Raw genomic sequence first — 26,173 nt, 5'->3', positions numbered from 1 at the left:
ATTTGTTTCGTAACGTAGGAATTATTAGACATATTTTGCGATTTGAATGGGGTGACCTTTACTCCTTCATTGGAAAGTATCCGGCACAATGCTGTGACGATGAGACTTTTCCCAACATCTGAAGCAGTGCCCTGGATCATGACGCCTTTCATCCTTTCACTCCTTTCATTAGGATCGGGATACCTGCCTCAACAAGATAAGCCTGGTCCGCTTCCTTTACTAATTGCTGATGAATATGGCCCAGAATTTTCCCGTATATGAAAACCAGTTTGTTACCGTCCACTGGCACATTTAAAACCTCATTGCTGACAACAATTGTTTTTTTTGCCCGGCTTTTAATATCCATAATTCCAGTGATGATATTTTCTGTAACCTTTTTTAAAAAGCTTTTATCCCATTCCCGCTCACTTATAAAAAGCTCATTGTTTAATAGAGTCGTGACACAGTCTAATAAAATAATATCTCGATCGGTAAAATATTTCCCTAACTTTCCTATTTGGACAGATTGCTCAACCGTTATCCAATGGTGCTTCCCTCCTGCCCGATCTTGCTGATGCTTAACGATCCTTTTTCTCATCTCATCATCAGATTGGACTCCAGTTGCAAGATAGTGAAGCTTTCCCCCACAGGACTCTGCCATGTCCACTGCCACCCTCTCTGCAAAGCTGCTTTTACCACTTCGTACTCCGCCTGTTATAAAGATCAATGATGAGACCTTTTCCATTCTGCCAGCACCTCCATGAGCTGATTGTTTTCTTCAGAACCTTTAATCGCAAAGCGAAGCCATTTTCCATCCAAACCAGGAAAGTTAAAGGTATGTCGTGGAACAAATCCCTTTAGGATTAGGAACTCAAATAACTCATACTGATTTTCAATGTAAGGATCCCGCAATAAATAAAAATTAACACTAGAATCCGATATCTCGTATTCTTGATCTTTAAGGAAATGAAACAGCCTTTTCCGTTCATTGTAAATAAAGTCTTTAGTCCTTTCGATAAAGGATTCCTCTTGCATGCAAATTTCACCTGCCAATAATGCAATGGCATTAATGCTCCAATGAGGCTGCAAGGAGCTTAGTTCCGCAATGACTTTAGGTTTTGCCAACATATAGCCTAAGCGAATACCTGGGATAGCAAACATCTTTGTCATCGAACGAATTATGATTAAGTTAGAAAATCTGTTTATGTAAGGTGTCAATGATTCATAATCTATTAAAAAATCATAAAAAGCCTCATCTAAGATTACGAAGCAATTGTGCTTTTCACCAGCCTTTATAATTGAAAGAATCGTTGATGCTGAATACTGAACGCCTGTAGGATTGTTTGGGTTACATAGAAACAAGGCATCTGCCTGCCTCAATTTTGCAAATATATCACCAGGATTAAATTCAAAGGCTGGTTCGACTAATTGATGGTAAAAGATTTCGCACTGGTTAGCCCGGCACGCTGCTTCATATTCCGAAAAGGCCGGTTCCACTATCAATACTTTTTTTCCAGCCATCATCCTTCCTATTAGGGAAATGAGCTCTGCACCTCCATTCCCGATCAAAATAGAATCATCTGATAGGCCTTCTTTACATGCTATTCTTTCCTTAAGATTGGACGCAAAGGGATCTGGATAAACCATTATTTTTTGAAAAAAGCTATTCCAATTTTCCTGTAAAGATGGCGGCGGACCAAGTGGATTAATATTGGCGCTAAAGTCAATCTGTTTGTCAGGGTGTTTAAGTCCCATTGCTTTATAAAGGTACTGCGGATTTGAGCCATGTGAAGGCCAATTCAAGGGCTGCCCCTCCGATCCATAAAAATAGTAAAAATAAAACGACCGTTTTACTTAAAATTTCATTTGCCTTTATGATGTGGCCTGAATGAATAGGCAGGATTGGTTCCCCCATCTTTGCCCGATTTGATATCATTCCCTTGTAATAGTTGATACCGCCAAGTTGAATACCTATAATGGCAGCTACAGCAGCTTCTCCCCAGCCGCTATTTGGGCTTGGGTGCTTTTTAGCATCTCGATATAATATAGCCCAAGCCATACGTAAACTCATGTGTTCCGGACGGTTGGCAATCAGCATAAAGAATCCCGTAATCCGGCTCGGAATCCAGTTCATCAGATCATCCCATTTGGCAGAAGCCCAGCCAAATTCTTTATATTTATCATTTACGTGACCAACCATCGAATCGCAAGTATTGGTTGCCCTGTAAACGATCGCAAGTGGTGCACCGCCAATTAGAGCCCAGAACAACGGTGCTGTTACTCCATCACTCGTATTTTCGGCAACCGTCTCTATTGCTCCCCTTGCAATTTCCCCTTCATTCAATGAGTCAGTATCCCGGCCTACAATATAGGAAAGTTTTATTCTTGCGTCCATTAAATCTCCTTTTTTTAATGGGAGATAAACCTCCAACGCGGCCTTCTTCAAGCTTTTTTGGGCAATTGTAGTTGCGATAATCATACTTTCTATACAAATCCCTGCAATGGGGTGAATCTTGTAACCTATTAACACTATTAACAAGCAAACAATAAAGGATATGAATAACACAAAAAGGAGCATGATAACCCCTTTTAATTTTTTGGATTCTCCATTATTCAATCTCACTTCAATAAACGAAATCATCGAACCAATCCATCGAACGGGGTGCGGCCACCGTGGAGGATCACCTATAAGTAAGTCAATGATATAAGCAATGGTTATCGATATTAAATGATATATAATCATCATGGTTTCCTCTTACAGGACTTTTGAATCGCTTCTACGGTACACTGATATACCGCTTTACTAATAAGTTGCCCTAAAGGAGTAATGGTTCCGGCAAACTCCAATAACTTTCCATTTTGAGTAGCGGCAATAAGAATACTATCGGTCGATGTCCCTGTAGCAATCGTGCCAGTAACTTGATCGATAACCTCTAAATCATGCAAGGCCTTTGCTTTTGCTTCGGTAGCGGTCATAATTCCTTGAATATAAGCTTCCTCTGTCAGCTCTCCATTTACAAAAATCCATGTATTGATCGTGCCAGGCACCACTTCAACCGTATGCCTATCACTTCTAGATGCATCAACCGCATTGCCAACCCCTGCTGTGACAAGTACAAATATGGAGAATTCATCCAGTTTTAGTTGTTGGTATACGACGTCTTCCAATATTACAGCAGTCATCATACCTACGGTTTCGGATGGCTCAAATCCTTTTGATCGTAAGAAAGCCGCCATTTCCAATCGATGATCATCACAGTTGTAGTTTTTATCAACATGCCGGTTCACAAAAGTCTGGTGCCACCCAGTTCCTGATCCTATAACGCCCGAGGACATTGTTCTTAATGGAATGGGGGATTTAAGCTCGATATAATCACATGTAACATGTACCATATCTTCATTTATTTCAATGTTTTCCTGTTTAATAACTTCAGGTAATAAAACCATTTGCGGTGCAGCCACTTTTGGATGCGGGTGTTTTTGGATATTTGTATGATATACATCCATAATCCGTTCTTCCCTAAGTACTTCATTTGGAATATGATCGATATTAATGGTACCTTTTTCAAGCAACAGTAAGCGATCACAATAAAGTCCCGCAAGATTTAAATCATGAAAAATAGAAATGACGGTCAATCTGTTTTGTGCTGTCCATTGTTTTAAATGGTCAAGTAATTCCTTTTGATAAGATAAATCCAAGTGGTTCGTCGGTTCATCTAAAAGAAGGATTTCCGGCTCCTGAGCCAGCGCTTGTGCAAGGAAAACCCTTTGCTTCTCACCGCCCGATAATTCCTGAATATTTTTATGTTGAAACGAGGATATACCAACCTGCTTCATAACTTTTTGAACTATTTCTTCATCCTGCGTACTCCATGTTTGAAACAATCCCTTTTGATGAGCATATCGGCCAAGAGAAACTGTTTCTTTTACCGAATACGCAAACGATTGAGAGGAGTGCTGTGAAAGGACCGCGATAATTTTGGCCAGCTGCTTTGGCTTGTAGTCCTGCAGCAATTTTTCTTTTATCTGAATCCGGCCATTCTGTATCGGTAAAATACCACTTAGCATTTTCAAAAGTGTCGTTTTTCCGCTCCCATTTGGTCCTAATATCCCAAACAATTCCCCTTGTTTGACTTCAAAAGAAATATCTTTTAAAACGGCTTCGCCCGAGTAACCACCTGTAACCTGTTGGACGCTGAGCATTCTTTTAACCACTTCTTTCTATCCTTTTTCGTTGTAATAGGATTATTGCGAATACGGGTGCACCGATTAAGGCTGTAATGACTCCAATCGGAAGTTCAGTCGGAGAAATTACGATTCTTGAAACAAGGTCGGCTAAAATTAAAAATCCGCTTCCTGTAATAATAGATAAAGGAAGGAGATGTTTATGATCAGGCCCCCATAGCAGCCTCGAAAGATGTGGGATAACTAGCCCAACAAAGCCAATTGTTCCCGATACAGCCACCGCAGCTCCTGTTAAAATAGAACCTGCCGACAAGATAATCAGCTTTCTCTTATACACATTTACACCTAAGTGCCGGGCTCTCTCTTCCCCAAAGGACATGGAATTTAACTCTCTTCCATTTAATATAAGGATTACTGAACCGAGAATGAAAAATGGCAAAATGATTTTTATGTATTCCCAGCCTCTCATCGATACACTTCCAAGAAGCCAGCCTATAATCAGTCTTAGCTCATCTCCGGTAAGCGCAATCATTAGAGAAATTATAGCTCCCAGAAATGAACTGAAAATAATCCCCGTTAGAATGATTGTTTCCACTCTCATTGAGCGCTCAATTTTACGGGCAAATGTTATCACCAAGAAAATGGTAATAAAGGAAAAAACGATACTAAGCAATGGGAGTGTGAATGGGCCGATAAATGGAAGTGAAATTTGGAAAAAAAGGGTAAGGACCGCGCCCACAGAGGCTCCAGATGATACACCCAGTGTATATGGATCTGCCAGCGGGTTTCTTAACAGACCTTGAAAAGCCGCCCCTGCTATCGCAAGAGCAGCTCCTACAAGACCGGATAATAACACTCGAGGCAGGCGAATGTTGATAACAATGCTTGTATACATTGGATCCACTGAATCAAGTGAAATAAATCCCAAGAATTTCGCGCTGATAATTTTAATAATGGCAGGCACCGGTACAGAAACGGTGCCAATTGATATTCCTAATAACATGGAAAAAATAAGGAAAATGCCTGCCGCCACATAGGCGAATACCTTATTATTTAAAAACTTCTGGATAGATAGCCTTTGCAAGGTCCTCTACTCCTTCAACAATCCTTGGTCCTGGACGTGTAACGCGATCAGAATCAACATCGATTACTTGTTTATTTTTAACTGCTTTGACATTTTCCCAGCCTTTTCTGGTTAACACTTGTTCAGCTGGATTTTTCACATAATATCCATATGTAGTTATAATGACATCAGGATTTCGCTTAATCATAGCTTCTTGATCAATTTTAATCCAGCCTTCTTGATCATTAGCGAGATTTTCTGCATTAATTATCGTTAGCATTTCATTCATAAAAGTATTTTTACCAGGTGTATAAATTTCTGGAGCAGGTGATACCTCAACCAATACCTTTTTCTTTACTTTATTTTTTTCAGCCTTTGCCTTAATTTCTGCTAATTTATCTTTCATTCCTTGAATCATCTCATCAGCTTTCTTTTTCTCCCCAGTTGCCTTCCCAATCATTTCAATAGAATCATATACTTGGTCAAAATTTTGTGCATCATTCACAACGATAACCGGAATCCCCGCATCCGTTAACTGCTTTAACCCATCAGTTGAATTTTGAGCATTGGATGCATGTGCAAATACTACATCTGGCTTTAAGGAGATGATTTTTTCTAGATTAATCTCTTGTCCGCCAACTTTCTCTTTTTTAGCGGTTTCCTCTGGATAGTTATCAAAATCAGATACACCCACTACGTTCTTACCAAGGCCTAATGCAAAAACAATCTCGGTATTACTAGGAATTAGCGAAACAATTTTTTCAGGCTTCTTTTTGAGGACAACATTATTATTTAATGCATCCTTTATTGTGACGGGAAAAGTAATGTTCTCAGATTTTTTTTCAACCTTTGTGTTACTTTCATCTTTCTTTTCCGCACAGCCTGCTAAAGCACCTAAAATCAATAAAATTACGATTAATAGCGAATATAATTTCTTCATTTTAATTCCCCTTTATACTATATAAATAGCTATTTTACAAAAAATAAATTTTTCTCTCGCCAAACTATAGGTCCTCTGATACAAAAAAACATCCCCCTTAACGGAAGATGTTGGTTTGAAAAACAAAATACTGTCATATGTAGCATAGACTTGTCTTTCACCCCCTATCCTCGTAGGTATTTCGGCGATTAAAAGATAGGCAGGTTTCCTGGCTCATGATCATTGCTTCCTATGTCTTCCCATCAATTTGACAGTGACTTAATTATAGGTAAACTCCCATTTACAGTGGCGGGACCGCGTTGGCTTTGCACCAACTTCCCTTTTAAGTTATCATCTTAAAAAGATTTAAACACCTAAATTTCAATATATATTTTTTGTTAATTGAAATTATAAATAATATTTTATAAATTGTATATGTTTTTTTGCAATAATAACATTATTTATCAAGGTTTCTGCACAAGTTTGCCATTTCAATGGCAGAAGCTGCTGCTTCCCAGCCTTTATTGCCGGCTTTCGTACCCGCACGCTCAATTGCCTGCTCAATCGAATCAGTCGTTAATACGCCAAAAATAACTGGGATGCCGCTGTCTAAATTGATACGAGATACTCCCTTTGCAGTTTCATTACAAACATAATCAAAATGTGGTGTAGAGCCGCGAATAACGGTTCCAAGTGTGATGACTGCATCATACTTTTTGCTGTTCGCCATTTTTTGTGCAATTAACGGCAGTTCAAATGCGCCTGGAACCCAAGCAACGTCTACATCTGTCTCACTTACTCCATGCCGTTTTAACGCATCCTGCGCACCGCTTAATAATTTGCTTGTGATAAATTCATTGAAACGTCCAACTACAATTCCAACCTTTAATCCTGAGCCAACTAAATTACCTTCAAAAATATGTCCCATCTTAACTCCTCCAATGAAATATTTTACTTTATAAATTGTTTGCTGTATCTTTTTCCTTATTCTTTCGGTATTTTATTAAATCTTCAATGGTAATCATTTTTATCCCTAGTTTATCGGCAATTTTACGAAGTTCTGGGACACGTGCCATCGTTCCGTCTTCATTCATAATTTCGCAAATCACTCCCGCAGGCGATGCGCCGCATAGTTTAGCTAAGTCTACCGCCGCTTCAGTATGTCCCGTTCGTTTAAGAACCCCGCCATTTCTTGCGACAAGCGGAAAAATGTGCCCTGGCCTCTTAAAATCTTCAGGCTTTGATTCCGTAGCAATCATGCTAAGAACCGTAGCTGAGCGTTCAAATGCTGATATACCTGTTGTTGAAAATTTATGGTCAATGCTTACCGTAAAGGCGGTACCATGCGGGTCTGTGTTTTTTGAAACCATCGGATCTAGTTCCAGCTTTTGTGCCAGTTCTTGATCAATTGGAACACATATAAGGCCTTTACCATGGGTAGCCATAAGATTTATGATATCAGGTGTTGCTTTTTCAGCGAGTGACAAAAAATCTCCTTCATTTTCCCGACCCTCGTCATCACAAACAATAATAACCTTACCTTCTTTTAAATCTGCTAATGCTGCTTCAATCGTATCAAACACGATAAATTCCTCCTAGAAAAACCCGTTTTCTTCTAAAAAATTAGCGGATATCCCTCCACTACTCTTTTGTTGATTATTTTTTCCAAGATTATTCATAAAATGTCCCACGTACTTACCAATCATATCGCATTCCAAATTTACGATATCACCAGAGTCTTTTTGCCCTACTATACTTTCACCAAGGGTATGCGGGATTAAAGATAGGGTAAAGCGATTTTCGGATACCTCAAAAACGGTAAGGCTAGTCCCATCAACTGCTATTGATCCTCTTTCAATGACATATCTTAATAATTCGGGGTCTGCTTCAATTTCATAATATACGGCATTTTCGAATGCTTTCTTACTTTTAATGATTCCTGTCCCATCAATATGCCCTGATACGAAGTGACCGCCAAATCTTCCTCCTGCAGCCATCGCCCTTTCAAGGTTGACGTTAGAACCTCGTTTAACAATATTTAAACTCGAAGCTCTAACGGTTTCCGGCATTACGTCAACAGTAAAGCGATTTGCCGTGAAGGAGGTCACAGTCAGGCATACTCCATTAACAGCAATACTATCTCCAAGATGGACATCTTCAAGAATTTTTTTCGCGGAAATGGTTAGGACAAACGACTCTCCCGTCCTCTGAATATTTAAGATTGACCCAATTTCTTCAATAATTCCGGTAAACATTTTTTCTTCTCCTTTATAAAGGAATACAAAAAACCCTGAAGAATTTTCTCTTCAGGGCCAATAAAAGACAATGGGAAAGCAAGGCTTAGAAACAGGCGATTTTTGCCTTTTTCATAATCCTGTTTTTTCCTTCTCCCATCCAGACTTTAACTGTCGGCCCTGGAATTTCACCAGATCCACCGTTTAACGAGTACGTTAACCGGGTCACGGACTAAGAAGCATCGCTTCATCACCGCCGGTTAGGAATTTCACCTTACCCCGAAGGAATTATTAAAATATACTTTCTATGTTAGTATACTTTAATTAAAGAGTAAAGAGAAAGGACTCCTATTTTCAGAAAAATCCCGGAATGTCCTATTGTTTTAATAAGTTTTCACAGGTAAGTAGATTTCAAAATGGAGATCTCCATTCACATTTTGTTGTTTATGTTCTTCTTTATAGACTTCTAAACTTAAGGCATGGTGATCCTGTTCATAGCCGTATTCTTTCATCCATTCGAACATTTGAAGGTATGTATTCTTAACTTCCTCTTGCGTGCCCTTATGGACCCCGACGACATAGTTTTTTCGCGGGATAGAAAATCCAACCATGCCTTCGGGGATGGTTTCAATTTTTTCTACTGGTTTCGTGACATAATAGGTAAACTCTGTTTCCCTGCTATGAAATGGCGCAATCAACACTGGTTCCACCGTTTGATTTGGCACTTCACTTAAGCGATTTTCCATCTTCTTAAATAGACTTGGAATGATCTCACCCTCTGAATAGGTTCCACTCCAAGAAATTCCAACTACTTTTATCTCTTCTTTTTCTACTACTTGGATTCCCAAGCTAATCCCCCCTTTAAAAATCATCATATTATTAATATTCTAAATTTAGTACTTAAATTCCTGCTTAGTAATTCGGCTAATATAATATTTCATAAAAATTTCCATTAAAAAAACAACCTATGTCCTAGGTTGCCTGCGAAAGAAATTATTTCAAAATATCTTGAGAAACATTAAAAATGTTCCATAGAAAAGTAGCATATATCGCTGATAGAATCCAAGCTAACCATGGTTTTTTATAGTGGACAGCTAAAACGGAAAACATAACAAAGCTAAAGAATGCAGACCACCATAAATTCCAGCCGTTTTTATGGATCAATGCACCCAATTTCAAATCTATGTATTCATTTATCGTGTAGATAAGTGTCCAAGCAAGGATATTCAATATTTTTTTACAAGCCGTCTTCGGCATATGACCTAGAAATATGCTGATCGTAACAGGATATTTTATTAACATAACTAAGAAAGCAATATGCGTATGCTTTGCCCATGATTTATCACTTCCAATCGGAACATATTCCCACATGCTATGTTTAAAAAATAAAAACTGATACACCAAATCCCCAACCATCAAGAAAAGAAAAGTAGGGTAATAGGCCCCCCAATTTTTCCAATCACCCCATTTTATTGCTGAAAAAATAAAAATGGCCCCATATATCACGTTCAGATTCACATAGTTGCTCCTTCATTTTCTAATTACCAATATTTTTCCCAGCAAATTGTAAATTTATGTTAAAAAAAGCAGCGGCAAATAAAATCCCACAGCTTCACTAGTTTCCTGCTTCTGCAACGCTAGCCGAATCTTTAATCATTCCTTCTTGAATTTGCAGATCACCGAACGATAGTCGCTGAAGTTCATTCCATACAGTAAGTTTTTCCCGATCATTTTGTTTGACAATTTGATCGTTATAGATTCGATAAGGTACAAAAGTCATCCCAATTTTTTCATTTTTTATATCTAAGTGTAGTACACCCGTTTGCGCTGCATTCCCTTTTATATAGTTAGGAAAAAGGAAATTTCCGAGTGAATAGGCAATCGGTTTATCTTTATAATATTCAAAGCCTTGCAGCACATGGGGATGACTTCCAATGACCCCATCCGCACCTGCGTCAATCATTAACTTTGCCCATTCTCGCTGGAAGGGTTCAGGTGAGCGCTTCGTTTCAATGCCCCAATGGATAAACACAAATAAATAATCGGCGTCCTCTTTTTCTGTTTGGATGGTGTGGTTAATCAGACTGATATCATAACCATTCGCAAGTCCAGGTTTTGAAGCTGCTGCTACCCAGCTAAAGTCGGGCAGAACCTTCGAAAAAGCCAGGATTTTAACTATTTTCCCTTTTATACTATAGGATTTGGCTGCATATGCTTCATCCTTGTTCAAACCGCCGCCGACATAATCCAGTTGATATTGCTTTAAATTGGCGACAGTATCCGTAAACCCTTGCAGCCCATAATCCAGCGAATGATTATTGGCAAGACTAACAAGTTGAAAACCTGCGTTCTTTAGTCCTGATAACGCAATTGGGTCTGAACGGAACGTATATTGTTTTCCTTGCTTTGTCCCTCCAGTGGTAATGGATGTCTCCAAATTGACTACCCTTAAATCGCTGGAAGCAAGTTCCGTTTTAATATATTCGAAGGGATAATCCGCTCCTTTTTGCTTGACTGTTTGCTTTACTGACCAATCAAACATCGCATCCCCGGCAAACGTTAGCCGAATTGGCTCCTCAATGTGTGTTAAAGCCGCCTTCTGTTTTACTGAGATATTATTGGGTGTTTGCTGTAGAGCCACAAGTTGATCGTAATAGGAAAGTTTCCTATCCTTTGCAGAAAATTGGTTATTAATTCTTTCAAAAAGCTTATCTGCATAAAAATTGAAAAACAATTTATTATCGTTGGTTATGTATTGTTTGCCATAAGCCGTTGAGTCTAATAGTAGTTGACCAACTATAAAAATCAACATGGTGATCAAGATTCTAAATTTAAACAATTCTCCTCCCCCTGTCTATATGAATAAGTTTAATTGGAGAATAGAGAAAATATTGTCATATTTTGTAGAATATTTAGATATTTTTAGTTGTTAAAGGCCGTTCAGTAACCGAACGGCCTTACTAGTTTAATAGATTTAGATTTAGTTAACTTCTTGAGGAATGGCCAGATTAAGCCCTTTTGCTATCCGCTCACCATATTCTGGGTCAGCTTTGTAGAAATGCTTGATTTGTCGGAGCTTAATATCATCTTTTTCAACAGGCTTCATTGCCCCAACGATCGTTTCTACTAAACGTGTCCGTTCGTCCGGAGACATGAGTCGATAAAGATCACCAGCTTGAGTGTAATGATCGTTTTGATCGTATGCCACTTGTTCAGCTGCACCTGAAACCTGGAAGGCCGTTTGCTTATGTTCTGGTGCTTCCTTAGGTCCGCCATAGCTGTTCGGCTCATAATAAATGGAACCTCCGCCATTATTGTCTGAACGCATCACACCGTCACGTTGATAGTTATTCACTTCTACCTTTGGACGGTTAATCGGCAATAGATTGTGGTTCGCGCCAACGCGGTATCGATGAGCATCTGAATAAGCAAAAATGCGTCCTTGAAGCATTTTATCTGGTGATACCTCGATTCCTGGTACCAATGTTCCAGGCGAGAAGGTTGCCTGCTCCACTTCTGCAAAATAATTCTCAGGATTGCGATTAAGCACCATACGTCCTACATCGATCAGTGGATAATCCTTATGAGACCAAACCTTTGTTACATCAAATGGGTCGAAGCGGTATTTATAGGCATCTTCAAATGGCATAATTTGAACTTGCAATCTCCAGGCAGGGAAGTCGCCCTTTTCAATTGCATTAAATAAGTCTTCAGTATGATAATCAGGATTTTCGCCTGCTATTTTACCTGCAACATCCGCTGCCATGTTTTTAACACCTTGATCTGTCTTAAAGTGATATTTCACCCAAACTGCTTCACCCTCTGCATTGACCCACTTAAAGGTATGACTGCCGTAGCCATTCATATGTCTTAATGTTGCTGGAAGTCCGCGATCTCCCATTAAATATGTGACCTGGTGCAGGGACTCAGGTGACAATGACCAGAAATCCCATACCGCATTTGGATTTTTCAAATGAGTTTTCGGGTCTCTTTTTTGTGTATGAATAAAATCAGGAAATTTAATTGCATCCCGAATAAAGAAAATTGGGGTATTATTTCCGACTAGATCGTAATTACCTTCTTCTGTATAAAACTTCACCGCAAAGCCGCGTGGATCACGAACGGTATCAGCAGAACCTAATTCACCAGCAACAGTTGAGAAACGGATAAACATTGGTGTCCTCTTTCCAACACCGTTGAATAGCTTGGCCTTTGTATATTTTGACATATCGTTTGTTACTTCAAAATATCCATGCGCACCGGCCCCTTTTGCATGAACAACACGCTCAGGTACACGCTCCCTGTTAAAATGGGCCAATTTTTCAAGAAGATGAACATCCTGGATTAATGTTGGTCCCTGTGAACCTGCTGTCATTGAATTTTGATTATCACCGACTGGTGCTCCTGTTCCTGTTGTTAAGTGTTTGTTTGCATTACTCATTTGATCACCTCGTAACAATTTTTGAACCATTGACTAAATTATAATATAAATTTTATTAAAATCAATATTAATTTATAATTATTATAAATTAATATTGATTATCAATTTTGTAATAAAAAAGGACGTTATTTCCAAATTCAAGAAATAACGTCCAAAAAAATTGTATTTAGGAAATTTTAATATGTAAAAAAATAGATTATACTGTACTTAACACCATTAATAGGAGGCTAATATGTCCGATTCTAGTCAAGAAACACAAAAAAGGAAAATCAGCTTACAAGAGGCAATGAAACAACAGCTTGAAAATAAAAAGAATAAGGCAGCCGCTGACAATGCGAATTTGAATGGCTCCCAAGCAACTAAAAAACTAAAGAGCCAGCAAACTAAAAAAGTAAGCAACTCGCGCAGAAAAATGGGTGTCTAATGAAGGGCTAAGACAATAAAAAACAGACTCAGATTACTGAGTCTGTTTTTTATTGTTACTTATGATTTACGGACGTTAACCGCTTGTGGTCCACGTTGTCCATTTTCGATTTCAAACGTAACCTCTTGACCTTCATCTAAGGTTTTGTAGCCTTCACCTTGAATTGCTGAAAAGTGAACGAATACATCGTCGCCGCCTTCGCGCTCAATAAATCCAAAACCTTTTTCACCGTTAAACCATTTTACTCTGCCTGTTTCCATTTCTTTGTAGCCTCCTAGCATGTAGCCATAACATTATTTTGCAAAATATTCTTGCTTGATTATTTTTACCAATCCTTTTTCTTCCTATACAAATCTTTTACAAAATATTTTAATTTTTGTATTTTATAGGACCCATTTTCGAATCGCTTTGGCTACTCCATCCTCTTCATTCGTTGCGGTAACCCAATCGGCAGCTTCTTTAACGGCATCTTGGGCGTTACCCATTGCCACCCCAATTCCAGCCTCCTTAATCATCGCCATATCATTTAAACTATCCCCGACTGCCATCACATGACTCATTTCTATCCCAAGGCGGTCGCAGACAATTTTGAGTCCTTTTGCTTTATTGATTCCAGTTGGGTTTACCTCGATGTTTTTTAAGGTGGAATTGCTTAATTCAAACTCCCCTTTTGCCTCTAATTCATTTTTTATGTATTCTCTTGTTGCATCATCCTCGATATTAAAGCCAAATTTTAACCATTCCTTTGTATGTAAATCCTCAGGCATTTCATCATGCCAATTGCGTTCTGTGCTGATTGCCCAGAACTTTGTCTTATGCTGTTTAGACAACTCCCACATCCACTCGATAAGCTCTGATTTAACAAGATTTCTTTCGACGATTTCCCGTTTTTCATCCCATATTTCACTGCCATTTACAGTAACCAAGTATGATGTGAGTTCAAGTGAGTCCGCGTGTTCACGGCTGGTGAGCAAGGAACGTCCAGTGCTTAAAACTACAAAAATGCCTTTTCCTTGTGCTTCCTTAATTGCCTGCCGATTTCCTTCTGATATTTTTCCTTTTTTGTTTAAAAGTGTCCCGTCCATATCCAGAGCAATTAGTTTAATGTCAGTATCCATCACGAAATAACCTTCCCCTTTCAAATGGTTTCATTGTTTAAGTAAACACTTTTTATAAATAAAAATCAAAAATTCCTCACTTGTACATTACATAATAATAAGAGCACCTGGATAATTTTCCAAGTGCTCTTTTTTTTAATGATGATGGTGATGGCTGCCTTTTGATGGATTGGTAATGACCCATTCCTCTTTTGGCACTTGGAAGTATTGAATCCATACGCCATCCAAGTTCTCATCGTTTTTATCGAGAATAAAATCAATATCCTTATCGGTTTTAACAACTTCATCATTTTCAGTTGGCGTATCAAGCATTAAATCATAATGCGCATGATCTCCATGAATACTGGTGACATATACTCGGAACATTTTTCCTTCTGCTTCTTCCACATCCATCATTTTCTTCAATGCTTTAGCTGCAATTCGATTAATTTTGACTTTCATCGTAACTGTCTCCTCTATCTATGTAGTATTAACATTATCTCATTATTATTCTAAAATAGACAATTTTAAGCCATTTTTCACCAATGATTAAGGCTGTGGAATCATATTTCCAAACTATTCCATGATTAGCATTTTAAATCCTTAACAAATTTGTCACAACTTTTTTCAAAAACCTATATTATCATCATAGACATCTTGGTAATATTGTGAAAGAGGAAACTTACTCCGAAAGTTAATCTAAAATAATGATTAGTTTAATTGGATTTTCTGCTTGTATTTTTTTAAAAATGGAGTTATCCTATTGAAGTTTGTGAATGAATTCACGTAAGGATTGTGAAAAAATGAACAATTTGCCTGAGAGGAGCTTTAAAATGTTTAAAAAGGGCTATTTAATCCCCCTACTGGCTTTCCTGCCTGTCTTATTATTAAGTGGCTGCAACAAAATGGTGGTATTTGACCCAAAAGGTCCTGCTGCCAGAGACATTCTTGGTTTGATAAACTGGTCACTCGTATTTATGCTGATTGTCGTTGTCGTTGTTTTCGGATTATTTGGGTATATTGTTTGGAAGTACCGTGCTACATCAAAAAATAAAGACTACGTGCCGCCTGAAGAGCACGGCAGTACAAAATTAGAAATCATTTGGACAGCGATCCCGATTTTGATAGTTATTGCTTTAACAATCCCTACTGTAAATACCATTTATAAACTAGAAAAAGTGCCTGCAGGTTATGAAGATAAAAAACCAATTACCATCAATGTCACTTCAGCTGACTGGAAATGGATCTTCAGCTATCCTGAGCAAGGCATTGAAACTGTGAACTATGTTAACATTCCGGCTGGTACACCGGTTAAGTTTAAATTAACCTCTGCTGGTACAATGCAATCCTTTTGGGTTCCTGCACTTGGCGGTCAAAAATATACGATGAACAAAATGGAAACACAGCTTTATTTGACAGCTGATAATCCTGGTGAATTTTTAGGAAGAAATACGAACTTTAACGGCAAGGGATATGCCGATATGGAATTCACGGTTGAAGCTAAATCCTCTAAGGACTTTGAAAAATGGGTTAAAGAAGTAAAAGCAAACGCTCCTAAGCTTACAGAGAAAAAATACAATGAGCTTTTAAAACCAACTCACTTAGGACGTGAAACATTTACTGGCACCCACTTAGCATGGGTCGACCATGGGAAAATGAATTCCAAAACTTATACAAATCCTGAGTTATACAAGGTTCACGGAGTTCAAGGTAAGATTTTTAAAGATGAAGAAAACAACACGGAAATGAATGATTCTAACGGAGGTGAACACAATGGGAATTAATTGGCATGACTTTTTCATAGTAGGAAACCCATTAATCCTAGGTTCACAGATTGCTATAGTACTAACGATGGTTGGTATAGTTGCCGGTATAACCTATTTAAAAAAATGGAAATGGCTGTGGCGCGAATGGCTGACAACCGTTGATCATAAGCGGATTGGGATAATGTACATCCTTTCAGGTGTATTGATGTTCTTCCGCGGAGGTGTAGATGGTCTGTTAATGAAGGCACAAACCTCACGCCCTGAAATGAAATTTTTAGATGCACAGCACTATAATGAAATCTTTACAACTCATGGCGTTATCATGATTTTGTTCGCAGCAATGCCATTGTTAATTGGTTTAATGAACGTGGTCGTTCCGCTGCAAATTGGAGCTCGTGACGTTGCCTTCCCGCAATTGAACGCCTTAAGCTTTTGGCTGTTCTTCAGCGGTGCGATGCTGTTTAATATTTCTTTCGTTGTCGGCGGATCTCCAGATGCTGGCTGGACGGCATACTTCCCTCTTGCCGGTAAAGAATTTACGCCTGGTATCGGTAATAACTATTATGCAGTTGCCCTGCAAATTGCCGGAATTGGGACATTGATGACGGGGATTAACTTCATCGTCACGGTTTTAAAAATGCGTACAAAAGGCATGACATTAATGAGAATGCCAATGTTCACCTGGACATCATTCATTGCTTCGGTCATTATTGTCGCATCATTCCCTATCTTTACCGTTGCTCTTGCATTGATGACATTTGACCGTATTTTCGGTACCCATTTCTTTACGATCTCAGGCGGCGGAATGGATATGATGTGGGCGAACCTGTTCTGGCTTTGGGGCCACCCAGAAGTATATATTGTTGTACTCCCTGCTTTCGGGATGTTCTCAGAGGTTATTTCAACCTTCTCACGTAAAAGATTGTTTGGATATAATTCGATGGTATTCTCCATCGTTGGTATTGCGTTTTTAAGTATGCTAGTTTGGGTGCACCACTTCTTTACGATGGGTGCAGGACCTGGAGTCAACTCCGTCTTCTCCATTACGACGATGATGATTGCCATTCCAACCGGTGTTAAAATGTTTAACTGGCTGTTCACGATGCGAAAAGGCCGGATTGAATTAACCACTGCAATGCTCTGGGCACTTGCATTCATCCCATGCTTTGTCATTGGTGGAGTTACCGGGGTTATGCTGGCAATGGGTGCAGCTGATTATCAGTACCATAATACCCTTTTCCTTGTGGCCCATTTCCACTATGTACTAATACCTGGTGTAGTATTTGCCGTATTTGCCGGTCTTTATTACTGGTGGCCTAAGATGTTTGGACACATGTTAAATGAAAAAATTGGTAAAATTCATTTTTGGTTCTTTACGATTGGTTTTAACTTAACGTTTATGCCAATGTTCTTCCTAGGATTAGATGGGGCTGTTAGACGTTCTTACACTTATTCTGCTGAATCTGGTTATGCTCCATTATTCTTATTATCAACAATTGGTGCCGTTATTCTCGCGATTGGTTTTGGTGCCCTTTGCTATAACATTTACTGGAGTGCAAGATATGCAGACCGTAATATTTCAAACGATCCATGGGATGCACGTACACTTGAGTGGGCTACCGCTTCTCCAGTTCAATTCTATAATTTTGCGAAACTTCCAGAAGTGAAATCTATAGACGCCTTCTGGTATATGAAGAAGCACAATGAAGGTCTTACTTTAAAAGATGAAGAAGTAGAAGAAATCCATATGCCAAGCAATTCAGGTCTGCCATTTTATATGGGTGTTATTTTTGGAATCACCGGATTCCTCTTGGTATTCGAATGGAAGCTTGCCGCCCTCGTGGCTACGGTTGGAATCCTTGCTGGGTTGATTATCCGTTCATTCGATTACAATGATGGGTTCCACGTTCATAAAGATGAGATCAAGAAAACTGAAAAGGCATGGAGAAGTGTGAATAAAGGGGTGAACAACCATGTCAGCTAACGTCAATACTGCTTTGCCGCTTGAATATCAAACAGAACAAAATAGAATGAATATTTTGGGGTTCTGGATTTTCCTTGGTGCTGAAATCATCCTATTTGGAACATTGTTCGCTGTCTTTTCTGTTCTAAATGCCCGCTATGCTGGCGGGCCTACCCCAAAGGATCTTTTTGAAATTAAGGATGTCATGGTAGAAACCATCCTGCTGTTAACGAGCAGTTTCACCTGCGGTCTCGCAATCTATGAAATGCGCCGCGGGAACCGTAATGGGTTGTTACTTTGGTTCATCATCACCCTTTTACTTGGGGCTGGGTTTGTTTTCATGGAGGTTACAGAATTCATTCATTATGTCCATGAAGGCGCAACAATGCAGACAAGTGCATTTTTATCAAGTTTCTTTGTTTTACTTGGAACACATGGTCTTCACGTTTCCATGGGGATTGGCTGGGCAACGATGGTCATTATCCAAATTTTCAAGCGCGGCTTAACACCTGTCACTGCCCGTAAAACGTTTATTATCGGTTTATACTGGCACTTCTTGGATGTTGTGTGGATCTTTATCTTTACATTTGTTTATTTAGCAAGGATGGTGGCCTAAGATGGAGAAAAATCATAAAGGATTCCCTGTTACACATGTAATCGGATTTATTATGTCTCTAGTGCTTACCTTTGCAGCACTAGGAGTTGCCATCAAAACCTCCCTTCCGTTTAAAACTATACTTTGGATTATTGGATCGCTTGCAGTCGTCCAAGCAGGCCTTCAGTTATACATGTTCATGCATATGAACGAAGGCGAAGATGGAAAATCCCAGGTAATCAACGTAGCTTACGGCTTCTTCATCGCAGTCGTCACAGTTGCGGGATCCATTTGGGTTATGTCATTCGGAATGTAATAGGAAAAGCGGAAGCGCCTTGGTCAGCCCCGACAACTCGAGGGGCTAGGCGCTGGAGCTAGACAAAATTAGGGTGTCAGGCACCATGTGAAATTTTCACATTGGTGTCTGACACCCTTTTTGTTATTTTGGATTTCTTTTCCGTTTTGTTCGTACTAATTGGTAGCTGATAAAGGCGACATATAATGGAATCGCCACATAAATAAAATACGGAAAACGGTGCTGTTCCTTTTTAAACACTAGGTAGATCGCGTAACCCAAGAAAAGAGTAATAATAATACCATATTTCGGTAAAGGAATATCTTTCAAACTTGGAATTTTGATCGTGCTTACCATTAAATAACAAAGGAGAAAAAATGCAATGGGCAGGATGATTTCAGGCATCTTCCAATGGAACAACGTTAACAATGTCAGTACGCCGCCGGCTGCGGTGATCGGAACACCTGTAAAGTATTTAAGCGACGATTTAACCGCATTAATATTGAACCTGGCCAACCGGTAGGCCCCGAATAATGGGAAAAGGCCGGCAATCGCCATTCCAGGAACTCCGAAATAGATAAAATAGGAATAGTAAGCCATCATTGCAGGTGCCACACCAAAGGTGACAATGTCCGCCAATGAATCGAGCTCTTTCCCCAGTTCACTTTCGACCCTCAGCATCCGAGCAATCCGACCATCCATACTATCCAGCATCATCCCTATTAAGATAAGGATGGCCGCATTTTTATAATCACCTTGTGCCGAATACATCACCGATAAGAAACCGCAAAATAAATTTAACAGTGTAAATAAGTTAGGAATACTATTTCTAATAATATGTATCACTCCAATTTTTAACCGCGAAGCTTTCAGTTCTGAACCTTATATCTCGCTTTTATATTTCCTATTATAACGTTTTTCCTTGTAATATTGGAAAAACCATATTAACACAGCCAGCCAAAATCCACTGGCAAAATAACCGCCGATAACATCACTTGGATAATGTACCCCTAAATAAATGCGGCTAATACCGATAGAAAGGATCATCACAATACTAAAGACAATCAAAATACTTCTTCCCCATTTATTTGGAATGTGCCGCCAAAGTAAAAAGGTGATAATCCCATAAACCGAAAAAGCACTCATTGCATGGCCGCTTGGAAAACTATAACCCCCGATTTCAATTAAGCGATGTAAATCAGGTCTTACCCGCTGAAAAATGTTTTTCAATATACCATTTAGACAGGCAGAACCAAGGATGGCTGTAATAAATAAAATAAGTTCAATTCCATGATGCAATACTTTATAAAGGAAAATCATTAGTACCAGACTAAGAATGATAACAAAGGATGCTGAACCAATATACGTTAACACCTTCATGACGATTGTTAATCCAGGGGATTCTTGATCTTGTATCATCTGAATTACCGCACGGTCAAACCTGATTATTTTCTGGTCGCTGATTAATAAGGTGATGAAGCTAAAGCCTATTATACACACGACGCTTACAATAAAAGCCATCATCAAATAGGCCCTTAAAAACATAAAAAATTCCCTCCACCTTAGTATATTTTTACCTTAACAGAAAAAGAAGAAAATGTAAAAAAAGCAATTCCCCGCCAAAGAGGAATTGCTTTCACTCATTATGAAACCTTTGGTTCTTTTTTCAGCGGGTTTGATTCCTTGTTTTTCGAGAAAAACCAGCCTGCTGCAGCAATACCAGCTAATACAACATAAAAGCTTATCTTCCAGGCAGTTGAATGGGCAAAATCTTCATTTAAAATAGCAAGCTCTGGATGTGAAAGTGTATAAACAGCAAGCTTTACACCCACCCAGCCGACAATTGTAAAAGCGGCAATTTCAAGACCCGGCCTTTTTTCTAATAGCTTCACAAACTGATTTGCGGCAAAGCGCATGATGATGAGTCCGATAATTCCACCGGCAAAAATAACCAGGAACTTTCCTCCATCAAGTCCGCCTATTGCTGGAAGCGGTGTATCTGGAAGGACAACTGCCATCGCTACCGCTGCAAGAATCGAATCAACAGCGAAGGCAATATCCGCTAATTCCACCAAAAAGACTGTTCTCCAAAAGCCCCCGCCTTTACGAACCTTACCATCCTTTTTATTCTCTTTCTTTTTTACAACCTTGCGGAAAATGTGATTACCAGCCATAAACAATAAATAAAGGGCACCGATTGCTTGGACCTGCCACACATCGACTAAGAAAGAAATCGCAAATAATGAAGCAAAGCGGAACACAAACGCCCCTGCTAATCCGTAAAATAATGCTTTCTTCCTTTTCTCTTCAGGCAAGTGCTTTACCATAATCGCCAAAACCAAGGCATTGTCGGCAGCCAAGAGTCCCTCTAATGCAACCAAAATCAATAATACCCATCCATACTCCAGTAAAAGAGTTAAATCCATGAAAATTCCTCCCTAAAAGTTAGATTTTTTTCAAAATACTCCTTATGCCAAAAAATAGGCCTTTACTGTATACAGTAAAGGCCATGTAAAAAAGCATACAAAAAGACCTTTACAGTAAAGTAAAGGTCTTGCTAACAACGTAAATGTTGCCAATAAAGCCGGAGAATAAAATTCTCGGAATGACGACTTTATTGTAGCAGCTACTCCCCTTTAAAAAGGAAATATTTAATTACTATTAATATACGATATTTTATTCGAAATGTCAATTTAATATAGTCTCTTCTTGTAACCTTCTATAAGGCTTGCTTCGACTTCATCGACTGAAACCCCTTCAATGTTCGCGTGCTCAGCTAAGATCTTTGCAGCTCTTGGAAGGTGGGCCTTATCTTTCCATGTTTCCGGCTTCCAAAGTCCAGAGCGTAATATTGCTTTCGCACAATGAATAAAACATTCTTCAGCCTCAACCCCTATCCCTAAAAGAGGTTTTTTTCCATTTACCGCCACTTTTTCTAACAATTCATCATCCTTCACTAAACAGGCCTTTCCATTGATTCTCAGTGTTTCGCCTAATCCAGGGATCAAAAATTGAAGTCCAACATGCGGGTTTTCGATAATATTCTTCATCGAGTCCACTCGTTTATTGCCTGGTCGTTCAGGGATTAGAAGCTGTTTTTCATTTAAAACCATGACAAAGCCAGGTTGGTCTCCTCTTGGGGAAACGTCACAATTCCCTTTTTTATCAGCCGTTGACATGACCAAAAAGGGAGACAAGGAAATAAAATTTTGGCAATGTTTGTCAATAAAATGTATAACCTTTTTTTCCGCTCTTTCACTCGGAGTACCTATCAAACTTCTAAGCTCTTCAAATGTTGATATTACGTCTTTAAAAACTAGAGTTCGTGGGATCATAAATTATATTCCATATACCTCAGCATATTTTTTCTCCAGATACTCAACAAGATAATCTGCGTTTAATTCCTCACCCGTCACCTTAACAATTAATTCATTTGGCGTGTAAAGCTTGCCGTACTGATGGATATTTTCTTTTAACCATTCTTGAATCACGTCGAATCTGCCATTTTCTATATGGGAATAAAAATCAGGCAGTTCTTTTTGAATCGTACGAAGAATTTGTGCCGCATAAAGGTTACCTAAAGAATAAGAAGGGAAATACCCAATTCCTCCAAAGGACCAGTGAACATCCTGAAGTACGCCTAACGTATCCGTACTTGGAGTAACCCCAAGGTAATCCTGCATTTTTTGATTCCAAATTACAGGAAGGTCTTTTGCCTCAATCTCTCCGGCAATCAACGCTTTTTCAATTTCATAGCGCAGCATAATATGAAGATTATAGGTTAACTCATCTGCTTCCACACGAATAAAGGACGGCTCAACCGTATTCACTGCCCGATAAAAATCATCAACAGAAACATTCTTCAGCTGGGCCGGAAAATATTCCTGCAGTTTAGGGAAAAAGAATTTCCAAAATTCTTTGCTGCGGCCGACCATATTTTCTAAAAATCTTGATTGGGATTCATGAATTCCAAACGATGCTCCGCTTTGAAGGATGGATTCTTCAAATTCAGGAGTTACATGCTGCTCATAAATTCCGTGGCCGGCTTCATGAATAGTACCGAACAGGGCTGAGCGGACATTTTTTTCTAAATAGCGAGTTGTTAATCGGACATCCCCTGTATTAACGGTTTGAGCAAATGGATGAACAGTTTCGTCTAGGCGGCCGGCATCAAGATCAAACCCTATAATCGGGAGAATATAACGATTAAAGGCTTTCTGCTTTTCAATTTCAAAAGACTGCTGAAAAATTTCGGCCTTTGTCCGTTTTCCATTCCCTCTAATACGCTCTAAGAGTCTAACACTTGATTCTCTTAACTTAGCAAACAATGGATCTAGTCTTTTAACTGTTAAACCTGGTTCAAACTCATCTAATAAAGCATCGTATGGATGCTCCTCATAGCCGAATATTTCAGCAAACTTACGTTTATAGTCAACAATTTTTTCCAAGTAAGGGAGGAACCGCGCAAAATCATTATTCGCTCTTGCTTCCTCCCAGGCATCATTAGCCTGTGCTGTTAGGATACTGTATTCCTGAAAAAGGTCGGCAGGAATACTCTTTGATTTTTGATAATATGCTTTGTATTCGCGAACCTTTGCTTTCGTATTAACGTCTAATTCCTTTGCGCTTTCCGGTTTAGATAAGGTTTCCAGTAATACACCCATTTCACTTGATATCATTAGCTTAAAAACTTCAGTTCTAAGAGTACCGGTTGCTTTGGCGAAAATTGCTCTGCCTTTTTTCGGTGCCATGACCTTTTGGTCCCAATCAGTCAACCCTATGATACTTGAAAAATGGGTGATTTTTTCATCTAATGCTGTAAATTGTTCTAATGCCTTCTGTAAAACTGGATCCATTACTTTCTGTTCCATATGTAGAAGACCCCCTATTTTCTATTTTTAATGGAAATGGTTGATGAACATTACCAATCCAAATTCATTATAAATTAAAAATTCTAATAAGGGAAAAAATTAGAAAATCTTTTGATTGACAAAAAAATCAGTTCGAAAAAATTCTGTCGATACCTCATTCTCACCCCCTAATTATTAGCTGATTAGGAAATACTTTACATAATCTTGATGAGAAACGTAAAATAATAATATCGTATGATGTTTACTGGCTGGTAAAGGATGTGCGAACCTTTGGAAAAGCAAAAAAAGAAAAAGTCTCATTTTCCCTTTCGTTTAAATATATTGTTTTTTAGTGTATTTCTTCTATTTTCTATCCTTATTTTACGACTTGGCTTTGTACAGATTGTGTATGGGGAAAATTTTAAAAGAGATTTAGAAAGAAAAGAGGATATAACGGTTAGTAATCCGGTCCCAAGAGGAAAAATGTATGACCGTGATTTTAAAGTTATTGTTGATAACATTCCCAAAAACGCCATCACCTTCACCAATGAAGGGTTTAGCCAAAAAGAAATGATTGAAACAGCTGAAAAATTAGCCAAACTTATTGAGAAGAAAACAGATAAGGTGACAGACAGGGATCAACAGGATTTTTGGATTTTGAAGAATCCAAAGCGCGCCGAAGCCAAAATTACCAAAAATGAAAAAGAATTATATGAAGCAAAAAAACTGAATGATCGGGATTTATATAAGTTAAAGCGGGATCGGATAACTCCTCAGGAATTGAAGGAAATTAATCAGGACCTTGAAGTACTCGCCCTTTATCGAGAATTTATCAGCGGGTATAAATACACATCGCAAATTATTAAAAATGAAAGCGTTACAGAGCAGGAAATTGCGGCCGTGAGCGAAAATCTTCAATCCCTTCCTGGTGTTGACACCACAACAGATTGGGACCGGACCTACTTGTTCAAAAATACATTAAGATCCGTGCTTGGAAAGGTAACAAAGTCGGATGAAGGTCTGCCCGCTGACAGATTGGATTATTATTTAGCAAAGGGTTACAGTCGAAATGACCGGATTGGGAAAAGCCAACTGGAAATGCAATACGAGGATATTCTTCATGGCTACAAGTCAAGAGTCAAGAATGTAACCGATAAAACAGGAAATGTGATTGAAACCCAAACAATCACGAACGGCAAAAAAGGAAATGACCTTGTCCTTACCATTGATATGGATCTACAAATGTCGGTTGATAAAATTATTGAAGAAGAACTTTGGGCAGCAAAGCAATTTCCTGGAACCAGTCTGACCGACCGGGCTTATGTGGTGTTAATGGACCCTAGAAATGGGGAAGTCTTGGCCATGTCAGGAAAAAAAATAGAAAGAAATAAGGAAACTGGCAAAGTTGAAATGGTAGATGATGCTCTGGGAACATTTACGACCACCTATAACGTAGGTTCTGCTGTGAAGGGAGCCACCGTCTTAACAGGATATAAAACAGGGGCCATTTCTCCCGGTACCATTTTTGACGATGCCGGGCTGAAAATTCAAGCCACCCCCTTGAAAAAATCTTATACCTACCTTGGGAAATTGAACGAAATCAATGCCCTAAAAAAATCATCCAACGTTTATATGTTCCGTACAGCCATAAGAATTGGTAACGGACATTATGAATATGATAAACCTTTGAAAATTGATAATACCGCCTTTGAAACAATAAGAAATTCATTTGCATCATTTGGTCTTGGTACAAGAACCGGAATTGATTTACCGAATGAACAAACGGGTGTTAAAGGGCAAAGCAAACTCCCTGGATATTTACTCGACCTCGTAATTGGTCAATATGATACTTACTCTGCAATGCAATTAGCCCAGTATGTTTCGACGATTGCTAATGGCGGCTACCGAATGCAGCCACATGTGGTCAAGCAAATTCGCGAACCGATTGAAGGGTCCAATGAACCTGGTGCAGTTGTAAAAGATATTCATCCAACGGTCCTAAATACGATTGATGCGAAAAAAATGTGGATGAACCGTGTACAAACAGGTTTTAGAAAGGTCATGCAGGAGCCGGGCGGCACAGCCTATAAATTTTTCAGCGGTGTTAACTATGCTCCAGCAGGTAAAACGGGTACTGCAGAAGCCTTCTATGACGGACCGCTTCGCAGTCTTTTTGGGAAAGAACCACCCCCTGTCATGAACCTTAGTTTAGTCAGTTATGCACCGAGTACAAATCCCGAAGTAGCCATGGCAGTATTGGTTCCCTGGGCTTACGCCGGTAAAGAGGATAACAGAGCAAACCTGAAAATTGGACGCCGGGTATTGGATATGTATTTTCAAATGAAAAAGAAATAGGATGCCT

Annotated in this window: 26 protein-coding genes, 2 pseudogenes and 2 riboswitches; of the genes and pseudogenes, 6 read left to right on the top strand and 22 right to left on the bottom strand. The window is 39.0% G+C overall.

Annotated elements, in window-relative coordinates:
- Positions 1–5: 5 nt before the first annotated feature.
- The 14 genes and pseudogenes from PH210_RS03495 to katA form a co-directional block, all read right to left on the bottom strand.
- Positions 6–152, bottom strand: a pseudogene (locus tag PH210_RS03495) (nucleotide-binding protein); the annotation flags it as partial.
- Positions 149–724: a bifunctional adenosylcobinamide kinase/adenosylcobinamide-phosphate guanylyltransferase gene (locus tag PH210_RS03490; RefSeq protein WP_289983088.1), complete on the bottom strand. Its 576-nt coding sequence runs from the start codon at positions 722–724 to the stop codon at positions 149–151. The pseudogene PH210_RS03495 and the gene PH210_RS03490, both read right to left, overlap by 4 nt.
- The gene (gene cobD / locus PH210_RS03485; protein ID WP_289983086.1) at positions 703–1,782 is read right to left on the bottom strand and encodes a threonine-phosphate decarboxylase CobD; all 1,080 of its coding nucleotides are present in this window, start codon (positions 1,780–1,782) and stop codon (positions 703–705) included. The genes PH210_RS03490 and cobD overlap by 22 nt, the downstream gene beginning before the upstream one ends.
- On the bottom strand, positions 1,739–2,722 hold the full coding sequence (gene cbiB / locus PH210_RS03480) for an adenosylcobinamide-phosphate synthase CbiB (protein WP_289983084.1): 984 nt from the start codon (positions 2,720–2,722) through the stop codon (positions 1,739–1,741). The genes cobD and cbiB overlap by 44 nt, the downstream gene beginning before the upstream one ends.
- The gene (locus PH210_RS03475) at positions 2,722–4,182 is read right to left on the bottom strand and encodes an adenosylcobinamide amidohydrolase (RefSeq protein ID WP_289983749.1); all 1,461 of its coding nucleotides are present in this window, start codon (positions 4,180–4,182) and stop codon (positions 2,722–2,724) included. The genes cbiB and PH210_RS03475 overlap by 1 nt, the downstream gene beginning before the upstream one ends.
- Before the next feature lie 4 nt (positions 4,183–4,186).
- The gene (locus tag PH210_RS03470) at positions 4,187–5,248 is read right to left on the bottom strand and encodes a FecCD family ABC transporter permease (RefSeq protein WP_289983083.1); all 1,062 of its coding nucleotides are present in this window, start codon (positions 5,246–5,248) and stop codon (positions 4,187–4,189) included.
- Positions 5,214–6,167, bottom strand: a complete 954-nt coding sequence (locus tag PH210_RS03465; RefSeq protein ID WP_289983080.1) for an ABC transporter substrate-binding protein — start codon at positions 6,165–6,167, stop codon at positions 5,214–5,216. The genes PH210_RS03470 and PH210_RS03465 overlap by 35 nt, the downstream gene beginning before the upstream one ends.
- Positions 6,168–6,348: 181 nt before the next feature.
- Positions 6,349–6,539, bottom strand: a riboswitch (cobalamin riboswitch).
- Positions 6,540–6,603: 64 nt separating this feature from the next.
- Entirely contained in the window at positions 6,604–7,074 is a 471-nt protein-coding gene (gene ribH / locus PH210_RS03460) for a 6,7-dimethyl-8-ribityllumazine synthase (RefSeq protein ID WP_289983079.1), read from the bottom strand.
- 49 nt (positions 7,075–7,123) lie between these two features.
- Positions 7,124–7,729, bottom strand: a pseudogene (gene ribB, locus PH210_RS03455) (3,4-dihydroxy-2-butanone-4-phosphate synthase); the annotation flags it as partial.
- 12 nt (positions 7,730–7,741) lie between these two features.
- Positions 7,742–8,401 (bottom strand): riboflavin synthase, encoded by a 660-nt coding sequence (gene ribE / locus PH210_RS03450; protein ID WP_289983076.1) that lies wholly within the window; start codon positions 8,399–8,401, stop codon positions 7,742–7,744.
- 123 nt (positions 8,402–8,524) lie between these two features.
- Positions 8,525–8,671: riboswitch (FMN riboswitch) on the bottom strand.
- A 92-nt stretch (positions 8,672–8,763) separates the two neighbouring features.
- Complete coding sequence (locus PH210_RS03445) at positions 8,764–9,228, bottom strand: GyrI-like domain-containing protein (RefSeq protein ID WP_289983075.1); 465 nt, start codon at positions 9,226–9,228, stop codon at positions 8,764–8,766.
- 145 nt (positions 9,229–9,373) lie between these two features.
- Positions 9,374–9,898 carry a CBO0543 family protein gene (locus PH210_RS03440; protein ID WP_289983073.1) on the bottom strand — a complete coding sequence of 175 codons (525 nt, stop codon included), beginning with the start codon at positions 9,896–9,898 and terminating at the stop codon, positions 9,374–9,376.
- A 97-nt stretch (positions 9,899–9,995) separates the two neighbouring features.
- Entirely contained in the window at positions 9,996–11,219 is a 1,224-nt protein-coding gene (locus PH210_RS03435) for a CapA family protein (protein ID WP_289983070.1), read from the bottom strand.
- A 141-nt stretch (positions 11,220–11,360) separates the two neighbouring features.
- Positions 11,361–12,821 (bottom strand): catalase KatA, encoded by a 1,461-nt coding sequence (gene katA / locus PH210_RS03430; RefSeq protein WP_289983068.1) that lies wholly within the window; start codon positions 12,819–12,821, stop codon positions 11,361–11,363.
- Between the two features lie 232 nt (positions 12,822–13,053).
- On the opposite strand from katA, the gene PH210_RS03425 reads away from it, so the two are divergent.
- On the top strand, positions 13,054–13,245 hold the full coding sequence (locus tag PH210_RS03425; protein WP_289983067.1) for a hypothetical protein: 192 nt from the start codon (positions 13,054–13,056) through the stop codon (positions 13,243–13,245).
- A 59-nt stretch (positions 13,246–13,304) separates the two neighbouring features.
- Here the strand turns inward: PH210_RS03425 and PH210_RS03420 are convergent, their stop codons facing one another.
- From PH210_RS03420 to PH210_RS03410, 3 genes are all read right to left on the bottom strand, one after another.
- The gene (locus PH210_RS03420) at positions 13,305–13,505 is read right to left on the bottom strand and encodes a cold-shock protein (protein WP_223587819.1); all 201 of its coding nucleotides are present in this window, start codon (positions 13,503–13,505) and stop codon (positions 13,305–13,307) included.
- Positions 13,506–13,628: 123 nt separating this feature from the next.
- Positions 13,629–14,363 carry a Cof-type HAD-IIB family hydrolase gene (locus tag PH210_RS03415; RefSeq protein ID WP_289983747.1) on the bottom strand — a complete coding sequence of 245 codons (735 nt, stop codon included), beginning with the start codon at positions 14,361–14,363 and terminating at the stop codon, positions 13,629–13,631.
- Between the two features lie 135 nt (positions 14,364–14,498).
- Positions 14,499–14,804: an iron-sulfur cluster assembly accessory protein gene (locus tag PH210_RS03410; protein ID WP_289983066.1), complete on the bottom strand. Its 306-nt coding sequence runs from the start codon at positions 14,802–14,804 to the stop codon at positions 14,499–14,501.
- Between the two features lie 371 nt (positions 14,805–15,175).
- Here PH210_RS03410 and qoxA point away from each other — a divergent pair, with 371 nt between their 5' ends.
- The 4 genes from qoxA to qoxD are packed head-to-tail and all read left to right on the top strand — an operon-like array spanning position 15,176 to position 18,982.
- Complete coding sequence (qoxA, locus tag PH210_RS03405) at positions 15,176–16,126, top strand: cytochrome aa3 quinol oxidase subunit II (protein WP_289983065.1); 951 nt, start codon at positions 15,176–15,178, stop codon at positions 16,124–16,126.
- Positions 16,116–18,092 carry a cytochrome aa3 quinol oxidase subunit I gene (gene qoxB / locus PH210_RS03400; protein WP_289983063.1) on the top strand — a complete coding sequence of 659 codons (1,977 nt, stop codon included), beginning with the start codon at positions 16,116–16,118 and terminating at the stop codon, positions 18,090–18,092. The genes qoxA and qoxB overlap by 11 nt, the downstream gene beginning before the upstream one ends.
- Positions 18,082–18,687: a cytochrome aa3 quinol oxidase subunit III gene (qoxC, locus tag PH210_RS03395; protein WP_289983061.1), complete on the top strand. Its 606-nt coding sequence runs from the start codon at positions 18,082–18,084 to the stop codon at positions 18,685–18,687. The genes qoxB and qoxC overlap by 11 nt, the downstream gene beginning before the upstream one ends.
- A gap of 1 nt (position 18,688) precedes the next feature.
- Positions 18,689–18,982: a cytochrome aa3 quinol oxidase subunit IV gene (gene qoxD / locus PH210_RS03390; protein WP_223587826.1), complete on the top strand. Its 294-nt coding sequence runs from the start codon at positions 18,689–18,691 to the stop codon at positions 18,980–18,982.
- A 123-nt stretch (positions 18,983–19,105) separates the two neighbouring features.
- On the opposite strand, the gene pssA is transcribed toward qoxD, so the two are convergent.
- From pssA to PH210_RS03365, 5 genes are all read right to left on the bottom strand, one after another.
- Positions 19,106–19,807 carry a CDP-diacylglycerol--serine O-phosphatidyltransferase gene (gene pssA, locus PH210_RS03385; RefSeq protein ID WP_289983057.1) on the bottom strand — a complete coding sequence of 234 codons (702 nt, stop codon included), beginning with the start codon at positions 19,805–19,807 and terminating at the stop codon, positions 19,106–19,108.
- A 36-nt stretch (positions 19,808–19,843) separates the two neighbouring features.
- A complete protein-coding gene (locus tag PH210_RS03380) occupies positions 19,844–20,506 on the bottom strand; it encodes a phosphatase PAP2 family protein (RefSeq protein ID WP_289983056.1) in 663 nt (220 codons plus the stop codon).
- A gap of 98 nt (positions 20,507–20,604) precedes the next feature.
- The gene (locus PH210_RS03375; protein WP_289983054.1) at positions 20,605–21,387 is read right to left on the bottom strand and encodes a TerC family protein; all 783 of its coding nucleotides are present in this window, start codon (positions 21,385–21,387) and stop codon (positions 20,605–20,607) included.
- 267 nt (positions 21,388–21,654) lie between these two features.
- The gene (locus PH210_RS03370) at positions 21,655–22,296 is read right to left on the bottom strand and encodes a pyridoxamine 5'-phosphate oxidase family protein (RefSeq protein ID WP_289983053.1); all 642 of its coding nucleotides are present in this window, start codon (positions 22,294–22,296) and stop codon (positions 21,655–21,657) included.
- Positions 22,297–22,299: 3 nt separating this feature from the next.
- Complete coding sequence (locus PH210_RS03365) at positions 22,300–23,832, bottom strand: carboxypeptidase M32 (RefSeq protein WP_289983052.1); 1,533 nt, start codon at positions 23,830–23,832, stop codon at positions 22,300–22,302.
- A 270-nt stretch (positions 23,833–24,102) separates the two neighbouring features.
- Here PH210_RS03365 and PH210_RS03360 point away from each other — a divergent pair, with 270 nt between their 5' ends.
- The gene (locus PH210_RS03360) at positions 24,103–26,166 is read left to right on the top strand and encodes a peptidoglycan D,D-transpeptidase FtsI family protein (protein ID WP_289983050.1); all 2,064 of its coding nucleotides are present in this window, start codon (positions 24,103–24,105) and stop codon (positions 26,164–26,166) included.
- Positions 26,167–26,173 lie beyond the last annotated feature (7 nt).

Origin of the sequence: Paenibacillus sp. BSR1-1, assembly GCF_030403775.1 — a bacterium.
Taxonomy (GTDB): domain Bacteria; phylum Bacillota; class Bacilli; order Bacillales; family Cytobacillaceae; genus Neobacillus.
This window is presented reverse-complemented; position numbering and strand designations above follow the sequence as displayed.